This window comes from Acinetobacter junii CIP 64.5 (genome assembly GCF_000368765.1).
Lineage (GTDB): Bacteria > Pseudomonadota > Gammaproteobacteria > Pseudomonadales > Moraxellaceae > Acinetobacter > Acinetobacter junii.
On record NZ_KB849655.1, the window covers coordinates 1,376,497 to 1,397,254 of the forward strand.

Below are 20,758 nucleotides of genomic sequence, written 5' to 3' on the forward strand. Positions count from 1 at the left end.
CTTTTTTATGTTCTTAGTTATGAAGTTTTAATTGCTCTGAATCGTGGCAGTTTGATAAAGAAAATTGCATTACCACATAAAATGAGAATCACACCAATCACCGCATTCATTTGCCAGTGATAACCTTCCCATATAGTCGATATAACCAACGCTACCAAAGGAAATAACAAGGTACTATATGCAGCTTTCCCCGCTCCAATTCGACCAACCAAATAAAAGTAAGCCGTAAAGCCAATCACTGAACCAAAAATCGCTAAATAGAGTAATGCGCTAACCGAACTCCCTGACATGCTCGGAAAAAAGTTGTCATGCTTAAACCATGAAATTAAAGCCATTAGCAAAGAACCATACAACATTGCATAGGCATTAGTCGTAAAAATATCCAATCCATGTTTTTGATGGCGCGTACTAATCATATTGCCCAGAGAAAAACCATAAGTTCCTAAAATACATAGTCCAATACCCATCAACGTATTGCTATTCAAGGTTGTACCCATGACATCGTGCCAAAACAAAGCGATGATCCCAAACAGACCAAATAATGCAGCAGGATAAAAACGGGACGATATGTGCTGAGCAAAAAATAGTTTGGCATTGATCGTGTTGAAAATCACAGCCATCGAAAAGATCACTGCTTCCAAGCCACTACTAATGTATTGCACTGCATAATAGAAACAGACAAAGTTAAATCCAAAAATACAGCATGCCTGCAACATGCAAAATAAATGATCGTGAGTTGCCAGTCTTTGCAACTTTCGACTCATCACAACAAAAGCAAACAAAACGATTGCTGAAATAAAAAATCGCCAAAACACCGCAACTGTGGTCGATATTTCACTTTGCTGTTGCAGTGTAATTGCAATCCATGTCGTCCCCCAGATCACCACAACCAAAGCATATAACAATGCATTCATAGCTTTTTAACCAAACTTAATACCACACCGAATAGTTTGATATTTGCAGCATTTCTTTTCTTTCATTTTCTTGTGATGGTTGTCATTAGCTTGTGTTTTTTAATGTTCGTTATATTCAGATGACAACTAAGGCTGAACGTCCTACACTTAAAACAATCATACTTAACACTTTGTATAGAAGATGAAATATCAAATTCTTGATCAATTACAGCAACATAAAGCTCAATTGCTTGACTCAGTTGAATTGGGTTCAGGTATGCAATTGGCCATGTGGGAAAATAATCAAGATCGCGTCAATGTCTGTAGCAATCACCATACTTTAAGTATGTATATTCATGGTGGTTATCAGAGTTATCAAAAGACACCTCAAGGTTGGCACAATGGCGGTGGGCCTGACCGTATGTGCCTCATGCCCCAAGATTATGAGTCAACATGGGACTTGCGTGATCCACTAACTTTTGTTCATCTTTACTACACAGAACAACATCTAAAACGTGTAGCAGAACAAGTTTGGGATAAAGAACCTAGCCAAATTATTTTAAATCCACAAATCTTCGTCGCTGATCCACAAATCTCAATGATCTATCGGCATTTTTTACTGAATGCTGAATGGGAAAACCGCGAAAATCATTTACAGATGAGTACAGCAACTACGCTATTGCTTAATCATCTCATCAAGAATTATAGTCATGCACAGTGGCAAGCACCTGTCGTAAAAGGTGGGCTTTCACCATATGTGCTCAAACAAGTTTTGCAATGGATTGATCAACATTTGCATTTAAGTTTGACGCTCACGGATTTAGCCGAACAAGCGCAATTAAGTGAATATCATTTTGCGCATATGTTCAAACAATCCATGAAAATGCCACCACACCAATACGTCATGCAACGTCGACTTGAGTTAGCCCATCAAGCTCTACACTTAACTAAATTAAATTTAACAGAAATTTCAATGCGATATGGCTTTAGTTCGAGCAGTCATTTTAGCCATCGTTTTAAAAAACATTTTGGATACGCACCTTCACTGCTGCGAAAAAATCAAAACTAATTATTGAAGTTTCACATATTTTAAAATCTACTTTTGTATATAGACCTTTAGCCAAAAGTCGTTTAAAACTCCCACAATCCAAGCTTTTTGTCATATAATTTAGCCCGCCAGCTTATCGCCCGCTCAAGAGAATTTTGATATGACAACGATCATCAAACAAGATGACTTGATTACATCAATCAAGGATGCCCTCCAGTTTATTTCTTACTATCACCCTCAAGACTTCATCCAAGCGATGAGCCGTGCTTATGATCGTGAAGAAAACAAAGCTGCAAAAGATGCAATTGCTCAAATCCTCATCAACTCACGTATGTGTGCTGAAGGTCATCGACCAATCTGTCAAGATACAGGGATCGTCAACGTTTTCCTTGAAGTCGGCTTAGATGTTAAATTTGATTTAACCATGAGCTTAGACGATGCAGTGAACGAAGGTGTACGCCAAGGTTACTTAGAAAACTCAAACGTACTTCGTGCTTCAGTGCTTGCTGATCCAGCTTTTGGTCGTAAGAATACTAAAGACAATACACCTGCTGTCATCCACTACAAACTCGTACCAGGTAATAAAGTTGATATTACCGTTGCAGCTAAAGGTGGTGGTTCAGAAAATAAATCCAAACTTGCGATGCTAAACCCATCTGATTCAATCGTAGATTGGGTACTTAAAACTGTACCAACAATGGGTGCAGGCTGGTGTCCACCAGGTATGCTCGGTATTGGTATCGGTGGTACTGCAGAAAAAGCCATGATGCTTGCAAAAGAAGCACTCATGGAAGAAATCAACATGGACGAATTACTTCGTCGTGGTCCACAAAGCAAGATGGAAGAACTCCGTATTGAGATCTTCGAAAAAGTAAATGCACTGGGTATTGGTGCTCAAGGTCTTGGTGGTTTGACGACTGTTCTTGATATTAAAATCAAAGACTACCCATGTCACGCTGCGGGTAAACCAGTGGGTATGATTCCGAACTGTGCTGCCACTCGTCACGCACATTTCCAATTAGATGGTACAGGCGTAGCACACATCCAAGCACCTAAACTTGAAGACTACCCTGCTGTAACTTGGGATTCATCTCAATCAAAACGTGTGAATCTAGATACGATCACACAAGAAGAAATGAATTCTTGGAAACCAGGCGATACATTACTTCTTAACGGTACAATTTATACAGGTCGTGATGCTGCACATAAGCGCATGGTCGACATGTTAAATAATGGTGAAGAACTTCCAGTCGACTTAAAAGGTAAATTCATTTACTACGTTGGTCCTGTTGATCCTGTTCGTGATGAAGTCGTTGGTCCTGCTGGTCCTACAACTGCAACGCGTATGGATAAATTTACGCGTCAAGTCTTAGAAGCAACTGGCTTGTTCGGCATGATCGGTAAAGCGGATCGTGGTCCAGCGGCTGTTGAAGCAATCAAAGACAATAAAGCAACTTACTTAATGGCTGTGGGTGGCGCTGCTTACCTCGTTTCTAAAGCTGTACGTGAAGCTGAAGTTGTTGCATTTGCTGACCTAGGTATGGAAGCAATCTACAAGTTTGTGGTTGAAGATATGCCTGTTTCTGTTGCCGTTGATGTGAATGGTACGTCTATCCACGCAACTGCTCCAAAAATCTGGCAAGCAAAAATTGGTAAAATTCCAGTTGTAGATGCTGCGGCACAATAATCCGCTCATCAAAAAAATAGCCGGATCACTGCATTCGGCTATTTTTTTACTTAAAGCTTCTGTTAAATTATAAAAATGAATAAGAATAACGAGTCAAATATGAACATAAAACCATTCCATTATCTGTTGCTATGCCTTGCTATTTGTACTTCACAGGATATATCAGCTACTCCTGCGCAAACTAAATCTGTTCAAGAATTAATTAAAACCAGTGACTTAGAAAAAGTACTGAACAACTCCTTTGAAGAAATGCAACCTGCTCTAGACTTAGAAGCTGAAAGGATTATCTTAGGTATTTTAAATAAAGAAAAATTAACAACCAATCAAGAACTCTTAGCAGTATTAGAACTCAGCCAATTATTAAAAGAGACTAGTTCAAAATTATTTGCTCGACCTGAAACAATTCAAGCGATTGAAAAAATTTATAAAGACACACTCAGTGAAGAAGAAATTCAGGCTTATTTAAAGTTTTTAAAAACCCCTGAAGGTAAGTCAATCAATCAGAAAAACTTACAGATTAGTACAAATGTATTTCAATATATGAATACCCTAAGTCAAAAAACGCTAAGCGATCCTGAACAAAGCATTCAATTGAAAGAGCAATTTCTATCTATCATTCAACCACTAATTCAACAGGAATAGAAATTGCTCATTAATACAATCAATTACCAAGTTAAAGGATTCCACAGTTTAAATGGTTTAACCAAGTGAACCTCTGACTTTTGATCATACTTAGCAGGTTTTAACTCCTGAGGCTTAGAACGAACTTTACCTGAAGCATCTTGCGCAACAAAATTATAACTAGATGATTTTAATCGAGTAAATGCAATTTCTTGACGTGCCACTTTCTCTGGCATTGACATAAATGGACCTGTTGGTTCACTTCTTGGTAACTTATTCTCTTCGTCATATTTAATGAAATAAGTTTGAGCTGCATCAACTGTAAAATCTAAATATTTCGGTTTTTGAAAATGTAGGCCTGCTAGAGGACGACTTACACTTAAGCGATAAGTTCCAGCTGGTAATTCCAACCAATAATAATGATTATGTAATAGACTTGGAATGCGATGACCATTGATAAATAGATTAGCAGCAGCAATTTCTTGGCGATTCCAGCGAGTGTCTGGGCGATATAAATAGACTACCGCGGCTTGCTCATTTTGTGGCTTGATAGGAGCGTAATATTGACCTAATTTTTGGTTTACCCATCCACCAACAGTAAAACCACCCACATGATATTGATCAAATAAACCTGGTTTCTTATCTGTATCGACAGGAGGTAAAGTTGCTGTTAAGACGGCTGGATTTTCTTCAACTGCTTTATGACTTTGACAGCCCGCCAAAATCCCTACACAACATAATGACAATATTAAATAACGCATGACATCCCTCAAGGCGTTTTCTTGGATTTATTTTTAACGGCGCAAAACTATGCGGATTATTCAATTTTTAAGATTAACACCTCACCGTTCAATTGCAAATAAAAAAAGCATGAAAAGCTAAGCCTTTCATGCTTTTTTAGATGAATGTGAATTAAGCAGATTTTGAATCTACAACTTTCAAATCTTTCTTCTCAATCAATTCAGCTGTCGTCGTTTGTGGTAAACGCTCTGGCTTATATGTCGGTTTAGCTGTTCCATTAATCACAGCCTCATCAACAATAACCGTGCCTACATCTTTGCGACTTGGTAAATCATACATTGTTTCAAGTAGTACATTTTCCAAGATAGAACGTAGACCACGTGCGCCAGTATTACGCTCAAGAGCTTTCTTCGCTACTGCTCGTAATGCAGACTCATCAAATACGAGGTCAACATCTTCCATCGTGAATAAATACTGATATTGGCGAGTTAATGCATTTTTTGGTTCAGTCAAAATCTGCATCAATGCTTCTTCATCCAACTCATCAAGCGTTGCAATCACTGGCAAACGACCGATAAATTCAGGAATTAAACCAAATTTCACCAAATCTGTTGCTTCAACTTGACGGAATAACTCAGAGACTTTTTTACTGTCATCTTTATTTTTCACATCAGCTGTGAAACCGATACCGCCTTTTTCCTGACGTTGCTGTACAATTTTTTCCAAACCTGAGAATGCGCCACCGCAAATAAATAATATATTTGAAGTATCGATTTGGATAAATTCTTGTTGAGGATGCTTACGCCCTCCTTGTGGAGGAATCGAAGCAACTGTACCTTCAATCATTTTTAATAATGCTTGTTGTACACCCTCACCCGAAACATCGCGAGTAATCGATGGATTCTCAGACTTACGCGTGATCTTGTCGATTTCATCAATATAGATAATGCCCTTTTGAGCTTTCTCTACATCATAGTCTGCCTTTTGCAGCAATTTTTGCACGATATTTTCAACATCTTCACCCACGTAACCAGCTTCGGTAAGTGTTGTCGCATCCGCCATAGCAAAAGGGACATCAAGTAAACGTGCAAGTGTTTGAGCAAGTAAAGTCTTACCAGAACCTGTTGGTCCAATTAATAAAATATTACTCTTAGCAATTTCGATGTCTTGATGTGCATGATGTGTTTGCCCAACTTTCAAACGCTTATAGTGGTTATACACAGCAACAGATAACGTTTTCTTCGCAAGATCCTGCCCAATAACATATTGATCAAGCGCTGCACGTATTTCATGTGGCTTTGGCAGTGCTTTGGTTGCCCAATCACCCGCTTCAACCTGTTGACTTGTTTGAACTAAGTCTAAGCACACATCTACACATTCATTACAAATATATGCGTCCTCACCTGCAATCAGTTTCCCGACTTCAGACTGCGTTTTACCGCAAAATGAACAATGTTTTTGTCCTTGAGGATGTTCGGACATATTTACTCCAATCTTGAATCTTAAAAATTACGGACGCTTACTAAGGACTTGATCAACCAAACCATACTGTTTTGCAGCTTCAGCCGTCATGAAATTATCACGATCAGTATCACGAGCAACTGTCTCGTAATCCTGTCCGCTATGTTGCGCCATTAAACGATTTAAACGCTCTTTAATAAACAAAATCTCACGTGCATGGATTTCAATATCAGATGCTTGTCCACGGAAACCACCTAATGGTTGATGGATCATCACACGTGCATTTTCCAAGCAATAACGTTTACCTTTTGCACCAGCATTCAAAAGGAATGCACCCATAGAGGCAGCTTGCCCCATACAGTATGTCACAACATCAGGCTTAATAAACTGCATGGTATCGTAAATTGCCATACCTGCCGTTACCGAACCACCTGGAGAGTTAATATAGAGGTGAATATCTTTTTCTGGGTTTTCTGCTTCTAAAAATAACATCTGCGCGACGATTAAATTCGCCATGTTATCTTCAACTTCACCTGTCAAGAAAATAACACGCTCACGTAACAAACGTGAGTAAATATCAAAAGAACGCTCACCACGAGATGATTGTTCAACGACAACAGGAACTAAAGCATTTTCAATTGTTGGAACATACATATGTTTACTTATTCCTAAATTATTGTGACTCGATCTATGCCAACAATATGAGGGATAATCGCTGAAATTGCAAAAGGTTCAATCTGAAATATTCGAATATTTAGACTAAAATCTGGCATTTTTTAGACAAATTAACACATTCATAACACATATAAAAAAAGGCGCATTACGCGCCTTTCTTTTCAACTTTTAAAAGATTAGCCACGGCGAGCTTGTTGTTCTTTTAATAAGTCTTCGTAGCTTACAGCCACATCATTTACTTTAGCAGCAGCCAAGATGTGATCAACAACTTGGTCTTCTAACACAACTGCTTCGATTTGAGCACGTTGTTGTTTGTCATTTTTGAAGTATTCAACAACTTCTGTTGGATCTTCATAAGAAGAAGCCATGTCATTGATATAAGCATCAACACGTGCTTGGTCAACTTCAAGCTTAGCGTCAGCTAATACTTTGCTTACCAATACACCAAGTTTCACTGATTTTTCAGCTTGTTCTTTGAACAATTCATCTGGAAGCATGCTGCTGTCAAATGCGCCTGCACCTTGAGCACCAAACTGTTGCGTGAACTGTTGGATCATTTGTTGACGTTGACGATCAATTTCTTGAGCAACCATTGATGCTGGAACTTCGATTTCGTTCGCAGCTACAAGCGCATCAAACGCAGCTTGTTTAACTTGGTTGCGAAGACCGTTACGAACTTCACGTTCCATGTTTTTACGAACGTCAGCTTTTAACTTGTCTAAGCCTTCTTCTTCAGTTAAACCAAAGATTTTTAAGAATTCAGCATCAATCTCTGGAAGCTTTTGTTTTTCAACAAGTTTCACAGTGATTTTAAACTGAGCTGCTTTACCTGCTAAGTTTTCAGCTTGGTAGTCTTCAGGGAAAGTTACATCAATAACTTTCTCTTCGCCTTTCTTCATGCCAACGATACCGTCTTCAAATCCAGGAATCATACGACCTGAACCAAGAACAAGTTTAAAGTCTTCAGCTGCACCGCCTTCAAACTTCTCACCATCAACAGTACCTTCGAAATCGAAAGTCACTTGCATGTCTTTTTTCGCCATGCCTTTGGTTTCAGTCCAAGAAGCACGTTGCTTTTGTAAGTTTTCAATCATTACATCAACGTCTGCATCGTTGATTTCAGATGATTTACGATCAATCTCTAAGTCAGCAAAAGATTTAACTTCTACTTCTGGATACACTTCTACAGTCGCTTCATAAACTAAAGCGTCATCTTTGTTTTCAACTTTTTCAATGTTCGGCATGCCTACTGCATTGATTTTTTCTTGTTGAATTGCTTCGAATACTGTATCGCGAATAAGGTCATTCACAACTTCTTGATAGATGCTCGCACCATATTCACGGCGAACAACATTTAAAGGCACTTTACCTGGACGGAAGCCGTTGATCTTCACAGTTTTGGCAGTGCGTTTTAAGCGAGCTTCAAATTGCTCGTTAACACGGCTCGTCGGTACAGAAACATTTAAACGACGGGCAACGCCCGAAACCGCTTCAGTCGTTACTTGCATGGCTTCCTCGATATATAGTTAGTAGTAACAATTTTTAAAGTGCCACATTATATGACAACTTTGCTGATATACAAAATTCGACAAGCATTCTAGCAGTAAAAGTTGATCTGAACATATCAGCAAGTCATCCACGATTTATTATTTTTCATAGTTTATGAATAAACTCGGTTGTTCTTGGGTAATTTCGTGAAGAATTCTATTAGATCAATATGCTTAATTTTCACCCAATCAATTACAACACAATCTTACATTTCGCTACACTATTCTATTTCTTTTTCCAAATTTATATGATCTAAGCATCGTTAAATCCAATCGAGAAAAATTGCATATAAGAATAAGAATAATTATTATTTGCATGAATTTTAAGGTTTACATGGATACGATATGTCTTCTTTTATCAGAACACGTAAGAAGTTTGTTTCATCTGCGATTGCATCATCTCTTTCTATGATTGCAACTGCAGCAATCGCGCAAGATAAAGAAAATGTGGTTCAACTCCCAACGATTCATGCAGAAGCAACTGCTGAACAATTAAAAGTTGATGTATCTGCAAACAATAAATATGTTGCGCCATTAAAAGACACACCAAAATCAGTTTCAATTCTTTCTCAAAAATTACTTCAAGAAACGAACTCAAATACCCTACTTGAGGCTCTCCGCAATGAACCTGGCATAACACTTGGTGCTGGTGAAGGTGGTGCCCCTTATACAGATATTCCATATATTCGTGGTTACAACAGTCAATCTGCAATTTACGTAGATGGTGTGAGAAACTCAAGCGCCCAATCTCGTGATATGTTTGCAATTGAGCAAGTTGAAGTTACCAAGGGTTCAAGTTCTGCTTTAACAGGTGGCAACGGAGTCGGTGGTAGCATCAACCTAATTCCTAAAATTGCTCATGAGGGTACCCAATATCAAGGTACTGTTGCGGGTGGTACTGACAACTACAAACACATTCAGCTTGATGCCAACAAAGACTTTGGTAATGGTGTTGCCGGTCGTGTTGTCGTTATGGGTCATGAAAATGAAAAGCCAGGACAGCATAATGGTGCAGAATACGCTCGTGTTGGTATTGCACCTAGCCTAGCTTTCGGTTTAGGAACTGAAAATCGTGCGACCTTAAGTTACTACTTTATCAAAAGTAATGATGAGCCAGATTCAGGCATTCCATTTAACAATCCGAATATCTATGAAAATGATGGTGTAACTCGAAAAAAACATATCCCCTTAGATGCTGTTAAAGGCGATGGTAAACCTGTTTCAGTTAAACAAGGCTCTTACTATGGCTGGAAAGCACGTGACTTTGATAAACGTGAAAATCACATCGGCTCATTGAAACTTGAACATGATTTTAATGATGATTTAACACTGAGTAATATTGCATCTTATAGTTTATCCAAAGCAGACTATATCAATACAAACCCAGACGATTCTAAAGGCAATATCTATAGCGATAAAGTTTGGCGTCGTGCAACCCAATCGATTCGAGAAACACAAGCCTTCACAGATCAACTGTCTTTAACTGGCAAGCTCAAAACAGGTTTATTGACACATAGTTTTAATGTGGGTGCTGAATATAGTCATGAAGAGACCGAACGTGGTACTTACAACATGACATACCCCGGCTACCTAGATAAGAATGGTAATATTGCTGTTTCAACTACAGGTTTCAATAATACCTGTCAAAATAATGATGGTTGGTGCACAAGCTTAAGTAATCCATCTGGCAATGCACCTTGGTTAGGTACAACCACAGCAAACCTAAAACAAAGAATCACAACCAATGAAACGGTATCAGTCTATGCTTTAGACAGTATTGAATTCAATAAATACTGGTTACTAAATCTAGGTGTACGTTGGGATCAATTTGACTCTGAATTGGACTTTAAGAAAGATTTCGTAAGAGGTTCAACCACAACTCCTGCAGGAACAGTATATAGCAATGATACGGATTTCTTCTCATATCAAGCTGGTGTAGTATTCCGTCCTACTGAACACGGTAGCATCTATGCAAGCTTTGCGACTTCTGCAAACCCTGTAGGTATTGATGTCGATGTAGATATGGATGCGGCAAATCAGACGCTTGATCCAGAAAAAGCTCGTACATATGAAGTAGGTACAAAATGGAGTCTCTGGGAAAACCGTGCAAACATTAATGCTGCACTTTTCCGAACAGAAAAACAAAATACACGTATCGCAATTGATGCCGAAACATCAGCAAATGCTGGTGAAAGCAAAGTTGATGGTTTTGAACTGGGCTTAACTGGTCATATTACTGACAAATGGGAAATGGCTTTAGGTTATAGCTACCTTGACAGTAAAGTAGAGAAAGCTGCGTACAACAAGGTTGCTCAAGAAGGCAAACCACTACCATTTGTTGCAAAAAACAGTGCTAGCTTGTGGACAACCTACCAAGTTTTACCAAAACTAACCTTAGGCGCCGGTGTTCAATATCGTGATAAAGTTTTCTCTGACACAACATCACCGAAAATCTTGCCAACATTCACTATCTATAATGCAATGCTTCAGTACGAAGTTGATGAAAATGTCGATCTTCAGCTAAATGTTAACAACATTTCTGATAAGCGTTACTTTACAAGTGCTTATACCTCTCACTATGCAAATGAAGGTGATGGCCGCAACGCAGTTCTTGCGATCAACTTTAAGTACTAAATCCCTTAAAAAAACTAGGGTATTTACTTAAACTCATCTAAAATAGCCTCACTATGAGGCTATTTTTTATAATAATCAATTGAAAGGGATATGCTCAGTGATCCATCACATTCCGAATGTTTTGACAAAAGAACAAGTCGCCGAATTCCGTAAATTAATGGAAGCAGCAGATTGGGTCGGTGGAAAAATTACAGCAGGCACACTCTCAGCTTCCGTAAAACGTAATCAACAACTTTCAGAGAGTGACCCTTTAACCCACCAACTTAGTGCACTTGTGATGGATGCAATTTGGAAAAATCCAACTTTCCAAGCAGCTGCACTCCCCAAGCAAATGATTCCACCTTTGTTTAATCGCTACGATGAACACGAAAGTTTTGGTTTTCATGTCGATAATTCAATTCGTTTAGTGAGAGGGACTCATCAACAACTTCGCACAGATTTATCGTGTACTTTATTTTTGAGTGAACCTGAAGAATATGATGGTGGTGATCTCGTTATTGAGGATACTTATGGCTACCATGAAGTGAAATTACCAGCAGGTGATGTCGTACTCTACCCTTCAACAAGCTTACATGAAGTCAGTAGTATTACGCGTGGTACCCGATTTGCTTCATTTTTTTGGGTACAAAGTTTGATTAGAGATGATCAAAAGCGTCATATGCTCTTTAATTTGGATGAAAGTATTCGTCAACTTCGCATAGATCATGGTGATGCATATCCAGAAGTAATGAAACTCACCAATATTTATCACAATCTCATTCGTATGTGGTCAGAACTCTGACCACTTCATTTTTCGTCATGCTGAATAAATTCTATAATTTTTATTAAAAAATAGACTGATTTAGAAAAAATATCCCACTCAACTATCAATTCTTGCAAAAAACAGGAAAACATTTTCCACAATTAAGAGCTAGAATGCTGTTATAGACCTTTGCAGCCAGCTTATTTTCACCTAGACTGATTTTTATTAGATGATTAATATAGCTGCAAAACCGAATCATAATTTTGAATGGTTGATGATGAAAACAAATTACGGCTTTACCCATCCGTCGAATATAAACCATCTTGCTGCTCTCCTGATGCTGCGCCTCGCGCGCATATAAATTTTCCTGTCTAGTTTTAGGCACTTAAAACATATTCTCTTTAAATTAATTGTTATAGACACCATATATATTCGTAGCACGTTGCATTTATTTTGAAGCAGCAACCATGCTACAACAAGGAGTTATCTCATGATGTTGGCTGACCCAAGCAAGAAATACCGCCGTATGTATCAGCGTGTGGATTTACCAGATCGCCAATGGCCGAACAATGAAATCAATCAGGCGCCCATCTGGATGAGTACCGATCTTCGTGATGGTAATCAGGCCATTTTTGAACCGATGAACATGGATCAAAAATTAAAAATGTTCCACATGTTGGTTAAAATCGGCTTCAAACATATTGAAATTGGTTTCCCTTCAGCATCTCAAATTGACTTTGACTTTACTCGTAAGTTAATTGAAGAAGATTTGATTCCAGAAGATGTGTACATCGAAGTGTTGGTTCAGGCCCGTGACCACTTGATTGAGCGTACCTTTGAGTCTTTGGTTGGTGCAAAACGTGCGATTGTGCATATCTACAATTCAAACTCACCAACATTCCGTCAAAAAGTGTTGAATGTAGATGTAAATGGCGCGAAACAACTTGCCATTAATGCAGCAAATAAAGTGAAAGAATACGCAGCGCAATATCCTGCAACTGAATGGATATTCCAGTACAGCCCAGAGTGTTTCTCTGCAACAGAATTGGAAGTTGCCAAAGATGTCTGTGATGCGGTTACTGAAATTTGGGAAGCATCTCCAACCAATAAAGTGATTTTGAACTTACCTGCAACAGTTGAAGTTTCAACACCAAATGTTTATGCAGATCAAATTGAGTGGATGCACCGTAACTTGCAACGTCGTGATGGCGTAATTATCTCAGTTCACTGTCACAATGACCGTGGTTGTGGTATTGCTGCATCTGAATTAGCCATTATGGCAGGTGCTGACCGTGTTGAGGGTTGTGTATTTGGAAATGGCGAACGTACGGGTAATGTCGATGTTGCAGCAATTGCCTTGAACATGTATACCCAAGGTGTTGCACCAAATTTAGATTTCTCGAACATCAACGAAATCATTGCAACTGTTGAAGAATGTACAGGCTTACCTGTTCACCCTCGTCATCCATATGCAGGTGATTTAGTCTTCACAGCTTTCTCTGGTTCCCACCAAGATGCGATCAAAAAAGGCTTTGAGTTCCAGAAAAACGAAGAAATTTGGGATATGCCTTATTTACCAATCGATCCTAAAGATTTAGGTCGTGACTATGACGCTGTTATTCGTGTAAATAGTCAATCAGGTAAAGGTGGTATCGCATATTTATTAGAATCAAACTATAACGTTGCATTGCCACGTCGTGTTCAGATTGAATTTAGTCAAATTGTTCAACAACATACTGATGAGAATGGTACTGAAATCAGTGCACACGAGATCTGGACATTGTTTGAGAAAACTTATGTCGATATCAAAAACCATCACTACCAAACTAAACATTATCAATTATCAGACATCAATGGCACACAAATCATTGAATTAGATATTGAAATTGAAGGTGAAATTCAACGCCTACGTGGTGAAGGTAACGGCCCAATCTCAGCAATGTTAAATGCTTTACAGTTGCCGATTGACGTTGTGAACTATGAAGAACGTAGTATTAGTTCAGGTGCAAATGCCAAAGCCCTTGCATTGATTGAACTTCAAGTCAAAGGTACAGGTAAGAGTGCATTTGGTGCAGGTGTACACGACAACATCGTAACCTCTTCAATCGATGCGATTATTGCATGTACCAATCGTTTAATTGAACAAGGCGTACTTACAACTGAGCAAGTTGCTGCTGCGGCAGTTTAAGCAAAGCTGAGTTGTAATATCAGAAAAAATGACTTTTGAAAGGATACCTGAATTGGTATCCTTTTATTATTGATCAAAGATTTATACAAGGCGAATCATTCCAGTGTCTTTTCCATCGGATTCAGTGGGTTTAGTCACACCACAAAAATTTCAATTTGAGCAACCATTAGAGCTTGAATGTGGGCGTATCCTGCCACGTTTTGATTTGATGGTTGAAACCTATGGAACACTTAATGCAGATAAATCCAATGCAATCTTAATTTGCCATGCATTATCTGGGCATCATCATGCTGCGGGTTATCATCATGCAGATGATAAAAAAGCAGGTTGGTGGGATAGCTGTATTGGTCCCGGCAAAGCGATTGATACCAATCATTTTTTTGTCGTTTCTTTAAATAATATCGGTGGCTGTAATGGTTCTACAGGACCAACTTCACCAAATCCAGAAAATGAAAACCGTCCTTATGGTCCTGATTTTCCACTAGTTACAGTTCGTGACTGGGTAAAAACTCAAGCCATGCTATCTGATCGTCTTGGTATTGATATTTGGTATGCGGTGATTGGTGGTTCTTTAGGTGGCATGCAAGCACTACAATGGTCATTGGACTATGCTGATCGTTTAAAAAAATGTGTCATTATCGCCAGTGCACCAAAACTTTCGGCACAAAATATTGCCTTTAATGAGGTTGCCCGTCAGTCAATTCTGTCTGATCCCGATTTCCATCATGGACGTTATCTGGAACATGACAGTTATCCAAAACGTGGGTTAATTTTGGCACGCATGGTGGGTCATATCACCTATCTTTCAGAAGAAGCCATGAAACAGAAATTTGGTCGGGACTTAAAATCGGGCAAATTTATGTACGGCTTTGATGTTGAGTTTCAGGTTGAAAGCTATCTGCGTTACCAGGGCGAACAATTTAGTCGCAATTTTGATGCAAATACTTACTTGATTATGACCAAGGCCTTGGATTATTTTGATCCATCTCGTGAGTATGAACATTCCTTGACAAAAGCAATGAGCAAGCCTAAATGCAAATTCTTGGTGATTTCATTTACGACTGACTGGCGTTTCAGCCCAAGTCGTTCACAAGAATTAGTTGATGCTCTAATTGATAATCATAAGCCCGTCAGTTACTTAGATATTGATGCAGAACAAGGTCATGATTCGTTCTTGTTCCCTATCCCACTCTATGTGAAAACATTAAGAGCCTTTTTAGGTGGAGCGCAACAGTTGCAATCGACCCGTTTGGAGAATATCTAATGCGTATAGATCAACGACTGGCTGAAAGATGGATTAAACCTGATTCCAACGTACTGGATTTAGGCTGTGGTGATGGTGAATTACTGGCGCATATGAGCAAACAGCATAATATTCGTGCTTATGGATTAGAAATTGATCAAGAAAAGATTGCAATTGCCATCAGTCGAGGGTTAAATATTATCCAACAGGATTTAAACTTGGGTTTAAGCCGTTTTGCCGACCAGTCGTTTGACTCTGTGGTTATGGCACAAGCTTTGCAAGCTGTAGATGCGCCCGATGTATTACTTCGTGATATGGTGCGTGTCGGAAAACAGGCAATTATTACTTTTCCAAACTTTGCGTATTGGAAGACTCGTTCTTTTCTTGCATTGAAAGGGAAAATGCCTGTCTCGGAAGCTTTACCCTATATGTGGTATAACACCCCGAATATTCATTTATGTACTTTCCGTGACTTTGAAGCCCTATGTGCTGAGAATCGGATTAAAATTATTAATCGACTTGCCGTCAATGGTGACCAACAAGGTAGTATGCTCAGTAAGCATATGCCGAACCTATTTGGTGAAGTCGCAATTTATCGAGTGAGCGCTCTATGAAAAAGACATTTATCAGCACATTTTTATTTGGTCTGATCAGTATACAAGCGCACGCTGACTATGTTGCTCAACCACAATCAGTTGCAACACAGGCAGCGCGATATTCAGTGATGGGTATCAGTGAATTACAAAGCGCAGCAAAATCTGGTCAAGCTGGGGCACAATTTTATCTAGCAACACGTTACCAGTTTGGTAAAGAAGTGGCTAAAGATGAAAAACAAGCTTTCACTTTATTCAAGGCAGCAGCAGATCAAGGTTTATCTGCTGCACAGTTAAATGTCGGTCGTATGTATGCAGATGGCATCGGTACGAAGAAAGATGAAGCTTTGGCGCGTAAATATTTCGAGAAAGCTGCGAGTAATGGCGATAACCGTGCCAGCTTTAATCTGGCGATGATGGAAGAGCAAAAGAAAAACTATGTTGGTGCTTACCAATGGTATGAGCTTTCAACCCGTGATGGCATGCTTGACACTAAAGTGATTAGCCTGTCTGAAGGTAAGAAAACAGCGTTGGCTGCAAACTTAACTCAAGACCAGATTCGTACTGCACGTGACCGTGCTGATAAATGGATTCAGGCACAGTAGTTTTAATTTATAAATTCTATTTTTCTCCTAAGAAGAGTAAAATAGAATTTATTTTTACAGAATAAATTATGACAAGAAAAATAGTTTTAATTCTATTATTGACTATCACCACAACTTACCTAACTTTGTTTATTCCAAGAACTGCTAATGTCACTCGTTTAAATATTATGGGTTGCGAAAAATCTTGTGAAATTGTTGCAGCAGGTTTTCCACTCCCCTATCTATATGATGGTTATACCTCACCTATAGGTTCACTTTCATTAAACCCTTTTATCATTCTTTTAACTAATATTGATATTTTTTCAATATTGAATTTTTCCATTAATTTACTCTTTTGGTTTACTTTCTTTTTTTTATTTTATATACTTTTAAGAACACTACTAAAAAAAACAAAGAGGCAAGAATGAAAATAGGATTACAAACTTTAATAATTTTTTGTATAAGTGCTAGTTGTAAAACTTATGCAGATAACCTGCCCTCTCAATTAATTCAAGTGAAAGAATATAATACAGGTGATATAAGTATCAACTAAAAAGTAAACATGTATTCATTACCAAAACCCTTTGAAATCTGCCCAACCCAACGCTCTATTTGATCTGCCTTCATCACCTTAAAATCCCGCCAGTTATACTTCATCTGCTTCCAAACCATCTCAATTCTATTCAGCTCAGGACTATACGCAGGCTGCGTTTCACCTGTGCTGCTACACCCATCAAATAGGCATAAAACCAGCGACTGTTAACGGACTCCTGTAGGCAACTGGTGATCAGATGACCCGTTGACAGCAGACAACCCATCACATTAACTCGCTTTAGTCTTACAGCATCAACCGCATGAACATCGCCTATCTTTGTCCATGCATAACGGTTATCTGGCGTAGCCGAAAATCCTGTTTCGTCCACATAGCCCAATACAATTTCACCACGTGCCGCTTGCTCACGTAATGCTTCAATCTGCTGTTGCGCTTGTCCAAATGCGGTCGGGTCTCTTTTTTTTCAAGCTGTGGCGGGTACGTTTGAAGACCATGCCTGAATCTCGCAAAAACTTGCGAAGAGTTTCAACAGACACCGATACACCGTGTTTTTCATGCAGTTTGACTCGGATTTGTTCTGCATTGAGTGGGCTTGTGTTGACCCACTCTAAGATTTGAGCCTGATAGTTTGAGGTCAGTGTATTGGGACGGCCTGAGCGATGGCCTTCTTGAATCGATTCAAACTGATGTAGCTCCCAATGTCGGCGTTGTAGCCTTATGGTTTCTGGGATACGCTCTTGTAACGCAGCAACTTCGGCAACAGTTTTACCTTCGGAAAGCCAGAGAATGGTTTGGGCACGTTGTCTTTCACGCCAATGTGCTGCATGCTTGGTCAGGAGAATTAGTTGTGCACGCTGTTCTAAGCTGAGTGGGACGGTAACAATCCGTGGCATGTGCAAACATCGTTTAACCAAAAATGTCTTTTCGCATGTTTAGTTGTTTTTGTCAACTTACAGGTTCCAAACGTATCATCTTCGGTGCTATGAGATATATTCCCTACGCGTTAAAAATATCATACTAAATTCTTTCTCCCTGCAATAGATATTGCTATATATTTTTTCTTTTTAAAACAATGGATTAAGATCATATTTGAGATTAATAACAATAAAAGCAATATAATACAATTTCAATTATATTGTTTTTGTTTTCCATGAAATTTAAAATATTATTAAATTCACTGTACAAAAACTTTTCTATCTTTTACGTAAAATTCAACTTAATTTATATTGGTCTAAAATTAATATGTCTACTCCCCTCTGGTTCAATCAAGGCAGTCTTGTGCTGGCAAGTAATAACAAAGGTAAAGTTGCGGAATTTGAACATCTTTTTCAGCAACTCAATCTGCCTGTTGAAATCATTCCCCAAGGAAAACTCAACATTGAAGATGCCATCGAAGATGGTTTGAGCTTTGTGGAAAATGCGATTATCAAGGCACGTCATGCAGCCAGAATTTCGGGTAAACCTGCGATTGCTGATGATTCAGGTTTATGTGTGCCGATTTTAGGTGGTGCACCTGGCATTTACTCCGCACGTTATGCAGGCGAACATGGCAATGACGCTGCCAATAACCAGAAGCTTTTGGCCGACCTTGTACCATTCCGCAAAGAGGGTGAAGCGATTGAGGGTATGTTTGTCTGTGTTCTGGCGCTAGTGACCCATGCAGAAGACCCACTGCCACAAATCTTTCAGGGCATTTGGAAAGGTGAGATTTTAGAAGCTGCTCGTGGAGAAAATGGTTTTGGCTATGATCCCCTATTTTGGCTGCCTGAACTCAATCTTTCCAGTGCGGAACTCAGCAAGGAAAAGAAAAGTAAAATCAGCCACCGTGGTCAGGCAATGCAATTGTTTAAAGCGAGCTTGAGCTAATTTCTATAGAAGCCTGAACCACATATTCGGGCTTCTTTCTCCTCATTTATTCCCTTTCTTATAAAATCATTTTGCATCATTCTTGTCGCAAAACTGCAATATAAGTGTCACATCCTTGTCATGCCAAGCTGTTGAGATATATACAAAGTTTGATAGGAATAAAATTATGGCTGGTTTATCAATTTGGCACGTACTCATTTTCGCAATCGTGGTTATTTTACTTTTCGGTACATCAAAGCTTAAAAACTTAGGTAAAGATGTCGGTGGTGCAGTTAAAGATTTCAAAAAATCAATGAAAGATGACGAAGCGTCAGCATCTCTAAATGAACCTCGTACGATTGATGCACAAGTAAAAAATACTGAAAGCTCAATCAAAAGTTAAGCGAGCAACAATATGTTAGATGTTGGAATGTCCGAACTTTTGGTGTTCGGCATTATTGCTTTACTTGTGCTTGGACCAGATAAATTACCTCAAGCAGCTCGCTTTGTCGGGAAATGGTATGGCAAAGTGAAGCGCCTTGTCAGTAATGTGCAAAACGATATTGATCGTGAATTACGCCTATCTGAATTACGCGAGCAGATGCAGCAAGAAATGCAACGTATTGCTGAACTAGAACAAAAAATGCAAGCTCAAATGTCTGAGCTCGAACAACAAAAACGAGAAATGTTTGTTCAACCAAGCAAACAAGAACAAACAACAGATAACATTAGTTTTCCTACTTATCACTATGTGAAAGAGCATTCTTCATTTGTATATGTGGAAAAAAATATTCAAAAGGCTCAGACCACTATTTTTACTTCACCAGATCATCAACCTGAATTTAAGGTGGCCGTATGAGTACATCCTCTCATTCTCAGTTACCTGCTCAATCGATTGACGAATCAAAGCAAAAGATTGAACTTGAAGAAATGCCGATTACCAAGCATTTAATGATCTTGCGTCAGCATTTATTCAAGATCGTTGGAATTTTATTACTCTTATTCTTTTGTTTATTACCATTTGCAAATCGTACCTATCAGTTACTTTCTGAACCTTTGCGAGCACAGCTTCCAGTTAGCTCATCAATGATCGCAACAGATGTGACTGCAACATTCATGGCGCCCTTTAAGCTGAACTTTTTTGTTGCACTGATGTTAGCAATGCCTTTTATTATTTATCAGATTTGGGCATTTGCTAAACCTGCATTATATGAACGCGAAAAGACACTTGCTCTTCCGTTATTACTAAGCAGTATTTTTCTATTTTACGCAGGAATTGCCTTTGCATATTTTGTTGCATTACCTTCGATTTTACATTTTTTCATCAGTGTTTCACCTGAAACTGTAGCGCCAATGACAGATATCAATAGCTATCTAGCGTTCTGTTTAAAACTATTTCTCGTATTTGGTTTAACCTTTGAGATTCCAGTGATTACACTACTTTTGATTCTGATTGGAGTCGTGAGTACACAAAGTCTGATTGAGAAACGAAGATTTATCATTGTTGGCTGTTTTTTCGTAGCAATGTTTGTTACACCGCCTGATGCTATTTCTATGATCATGTTAGCCGTTCCGATGTGGTTATTGTTTGAGATTGGATTATTTTTTGGCAAGATTATCGAAAAAAGAAAAACAGCTTGATTACTTAGTTCTTATTACTAAAAACAGGCTTCTCGCCTGTTTTTTTTAATTTTATTACTTTA

At 38.7% G+C, this 20,758-nt stretch carries 19 protein-coding genes and 1 pseudogene; 13 read left to right on the forward strand and 7 right to left on the reverse strand.

The window, feature by feature from the left end:
• Nucleotides 1–17 precede the first annotated feature (17 nt).
• Nucleotides 18–914, reverse strand: coding sequence for a DMT family transporter (locus F948_RS12085; protein ID WP_004964222.1), 897 nt, complete (start codon nucleotides 912–914; stop codon nucleotides 18–20).
• 181 nt (nucleotides 915–1,095) lie between these two features.
• On the opposite strand from F948_RS12085, the gene F948_RS12090 reads away from it, so the two are divergent.
• From F948_RS12090 to F948_RS12100, 3 genes are all read left to right on the forward strand, one after another.
• A complete protein-coding gene (locus tag F948_RS12090) occupies nucleotides 1,096–1,962 on the forward strand; it encodes a helix-turn-helix transcriptional regulator (RefSeq protein WP_004964224.1) in 867 nt (288 codons plus the stop codon).
• 139 nt (nucleotides 1,963–2,101) lie between these two features.
• Nucleotides 2,102–3,628 carry a fumarate hydratase gene (locus tag F948_RS12095; protein WP_004909213.1) on the forward strand — a complete coding sequence of 509 codons (1,527 nt, stop codon included), beginning with the start codon at nucleotides 2,102–2,104 and terminating at the stop codon, nucleotides 3,626–3,628.
• 99 nt (nucleotides 3,629–3,727) lie between these two features.
• Complete coding sequence (locus tag F948_RS12100; RefSeq protein WP_004964228.1) at nucleotides 3,728–4,270, forward strand: DUF2059 domain-containing protein; 543 nt, start codon at nucleotides 3,728–3,730, stop codon at nucleotides 4,268–4,270.
• A 23-nt stretch (nucleotides 4,271–4,293) separates the two neighbouring features.
• Here F948_RS12100 and F948_RS12105 read toward each other — a convergent pair whose 3' ends face one another.
• The 4 genes from F948_RS12105 to tig all read right to left on the reverse strand — a co-directional run bounded on the left by F948_RS12105 (nucleotide 4,294) and on the right by tig (nucleotide 8,634).
• On the reverse strand, nucleotides 4,294–5,010 hold the full coding sequence (locus F948_RS12105) for a DUF2846 domain-containing protein (protein ID WP_004909219.1): 717 nt from the start codon (nucleotides 5,008–5,010) through the stop codon (nucleotides 4,294–4,296).
• A 151-nt stretch (nucleotides 5,011–5,161) separates the two neighbouring features.
• Nucleotides 5,162–6,472, reverse strand: a complete 1,311-nt coding sequence (clpX, locus tag F948_RS12110) for an ATP-dependent Clp protease ATP-binding subunit ClpX (protein ID WP_004951909.1) — start codon at nucleotides 6,470–6,472, stop codon at nucleotides 5,162–5,164.
• 27 nt (nucleotides 6,473–6,499) lie between these two features.
• Nucleotides 6,500–7,105: an ATP-dependent Clp endopeptidase proteolytic subunit ClpP gene (gene clpP, locus F948_RS12115; protein WP_004909225.1), complete on the reverse strand. Its 606-nt coding sequence runs from the start codon at nucleotides 7,103–7,105 to the stop codon at nucleotides 6,500–6,502.
• 197 nt (nucleotides 7,106–7,302) lie between these two features.
• Nucleotides 7,303–8,634, reverse strand: coding sequence for a trigger factor (gene tig, locus F948_RS12120; RefSeq protein WP_004909227.1), 1,332 nt, complete (start codon nucleotides 8,632–8,634; stop codon nucleotides 7,303–7,305).
• Nucleotides 8,635–9,018: 384 nt separating this feature from the next.
• On the opposite strand from tig, the gene F948_RS12125 reads away from it, so the two are divergent.
• From F948_RS12125 to F948_RS12150, 6 genes are all read left to right on the forward strand, one after another.
• A complete protein-coding gene (locus tag F948_RS12125; RefSeq protein WP_004964235.1) occupies nucleotides 9,019–11,307 on the forward strand; it encodes a TonB-dependent receptor in 2,289 nt (762 codons plus the stop codon).
• A 97-nt stretch (nucleotides 11,308–11,404) separates the two neighbouring features.
• Nucleotides 11,405–12,088, forward strand: a complete 684-nt coding sequence (locus tag F948_RS12130) for a Fe2+-dependent dioxygenase (protein ID WP_004678505.1) — start codon at nucleotides 11,405–11,407, stop codon at nucleotides 12,086–12,088.
• A gap of 451 nt (nucleotides 12,089–12,539) precedes the next feature.
• Complete coding sequence (gene leuA / locus F948_RS12135) at nucleotides 12,540–14,237, forward strand: 2-isopropylmalate synthase (RefSeq protein ID WP_004964237.1); 1,698 nt, start codon at nucleotides 12,540–12,542, stop codon at nucleotides 14,235–14,237.
• 103 nt (nucleotides 14,238–14,340) lie between these two features.
• Nucleotides 14,341–15,501, forward strand: a complete 1,161-nt coding sequence (gene metX, locus F948_RS12140) for a homoserine O-succinyltransferase MetX (protein WP_004964240.1) — start codon at nucleotides 14,341–14,343, stop codon at nucleotides 15,499–15,501.
• Complete coding sequence (gene metW, locus F948_RS12145) at nucleotides 15,501–16,094, forward strand: methionine biosynthesis protein MetW (RefSeq protein ID WP_004678509.1); 594 nt, start codon at nucleotides 15,501–15,503, stop codon at nucleotides 16,092–16,094. The genes metX and metW overlap by 1 nt, the downstream gene beginning before the upstream one ends.
• On the forward strand, nucleotides 16,091–16,678 hold the full coding sequence (locus F948_RS12150) for a tetratricopeptide repeat protein (protein ID WP_004964242.1): 588 nt from the start codon (nucleotides 16,091–16,093) through the stop codon (nucleotides 16,676–16,678). Before metW ends, F948_RS12150 begins: the two co-directional genes overlap by 4 nt.
• Nucleotides 16,679–17,206: 528 nt before the next feature.
• Here the strand turns inward: F948_RS12150 and F948_RS12155 are convergent.
• Both F948_RS12155 and F948_RS12160 read right to left on the reverse strand, forming a co-directional pair.
• A pseudogene (locus tag F948_RS12155) lies at nucleotides 17,207–17,526 on the reverse strand (transposase).
• A gap of 100 nt (nucleotides 17,527–17,626) precedes the next feature.
• Nucleotides 17,627–18,103, reverse strand: coding sequence for a helix-turn-helix domain-containing protein (locus F948_RS12160; RefSeq protein ID WP_004677047.1), 477 nt, complete (start codon nucleotides 18,101–18,103; stop codon nucleotides 17,627–17,629).
• Nucleotides 18,104–18,452: 349 nt separating this feature from the next.
• On the opposite strand from F948_RS12160, the gene rdgB reads away from it, so the two are divergent.
• The 4 genes from rdgB (at nucleotide 18,453) to tatC (ending at nucleotide 20,696) form a co-directional block, all read left to right on the forward strand.
• A complete protein-coding gene (gene rdgB / locus F948_RS12165; RefSeq protein ID WP_004964253.1) occupies nucleotides 18,453–19,076 on the forward strand; it encodes an RdgB/HAM1 family non-canonical purine NTP pyrophosphatase in 624 nt (207 codons plus the stop codon).
• Nucleotides 19,077–19,242: 166 nt separating this feature from the next.
• Nucleotides 19,243–19,458 carry a Sec-independent protein translocase subunit TatA gene (gene tatA, locus F948_RS12170; protein ID WP_004909247.1) on the forward strand — a complete coding sequence of 72 codons (216 nt, stop codon included), beginning with the start codon at nucleotides 19,243–19,245 and terminating at the stop codon, nucleotides 19,456–19,458.
• Between the two features lie 12 nt (nucleotides 19,459–19,470).
• Nucleotides 19,471–19,914, forward strand: coding sequence for a Sec-independent protein translocase protein TatB (tatB, locus tag F948_RS12175; RefSeq protein WP_004964257.1), 444 nt, complete (start codon nucleotides 19,471–19,473; stop codon nucleotides 19,912–19,914).
• 71 nt (nucleotides 19,915–19,985) lie between these two features.
• Entirely contained in the window at nucleotides 19,986–20,696 is a 711-nt protein-coding gene (gene tatC, locus F948_RS12180; RefSeq protein WP_171133387.1) for a twin-arginine translocase subunit TatC, read from the forward strand.
• Nucleotides 20,697–20,758: the final 62 nt, after the last annotated feature.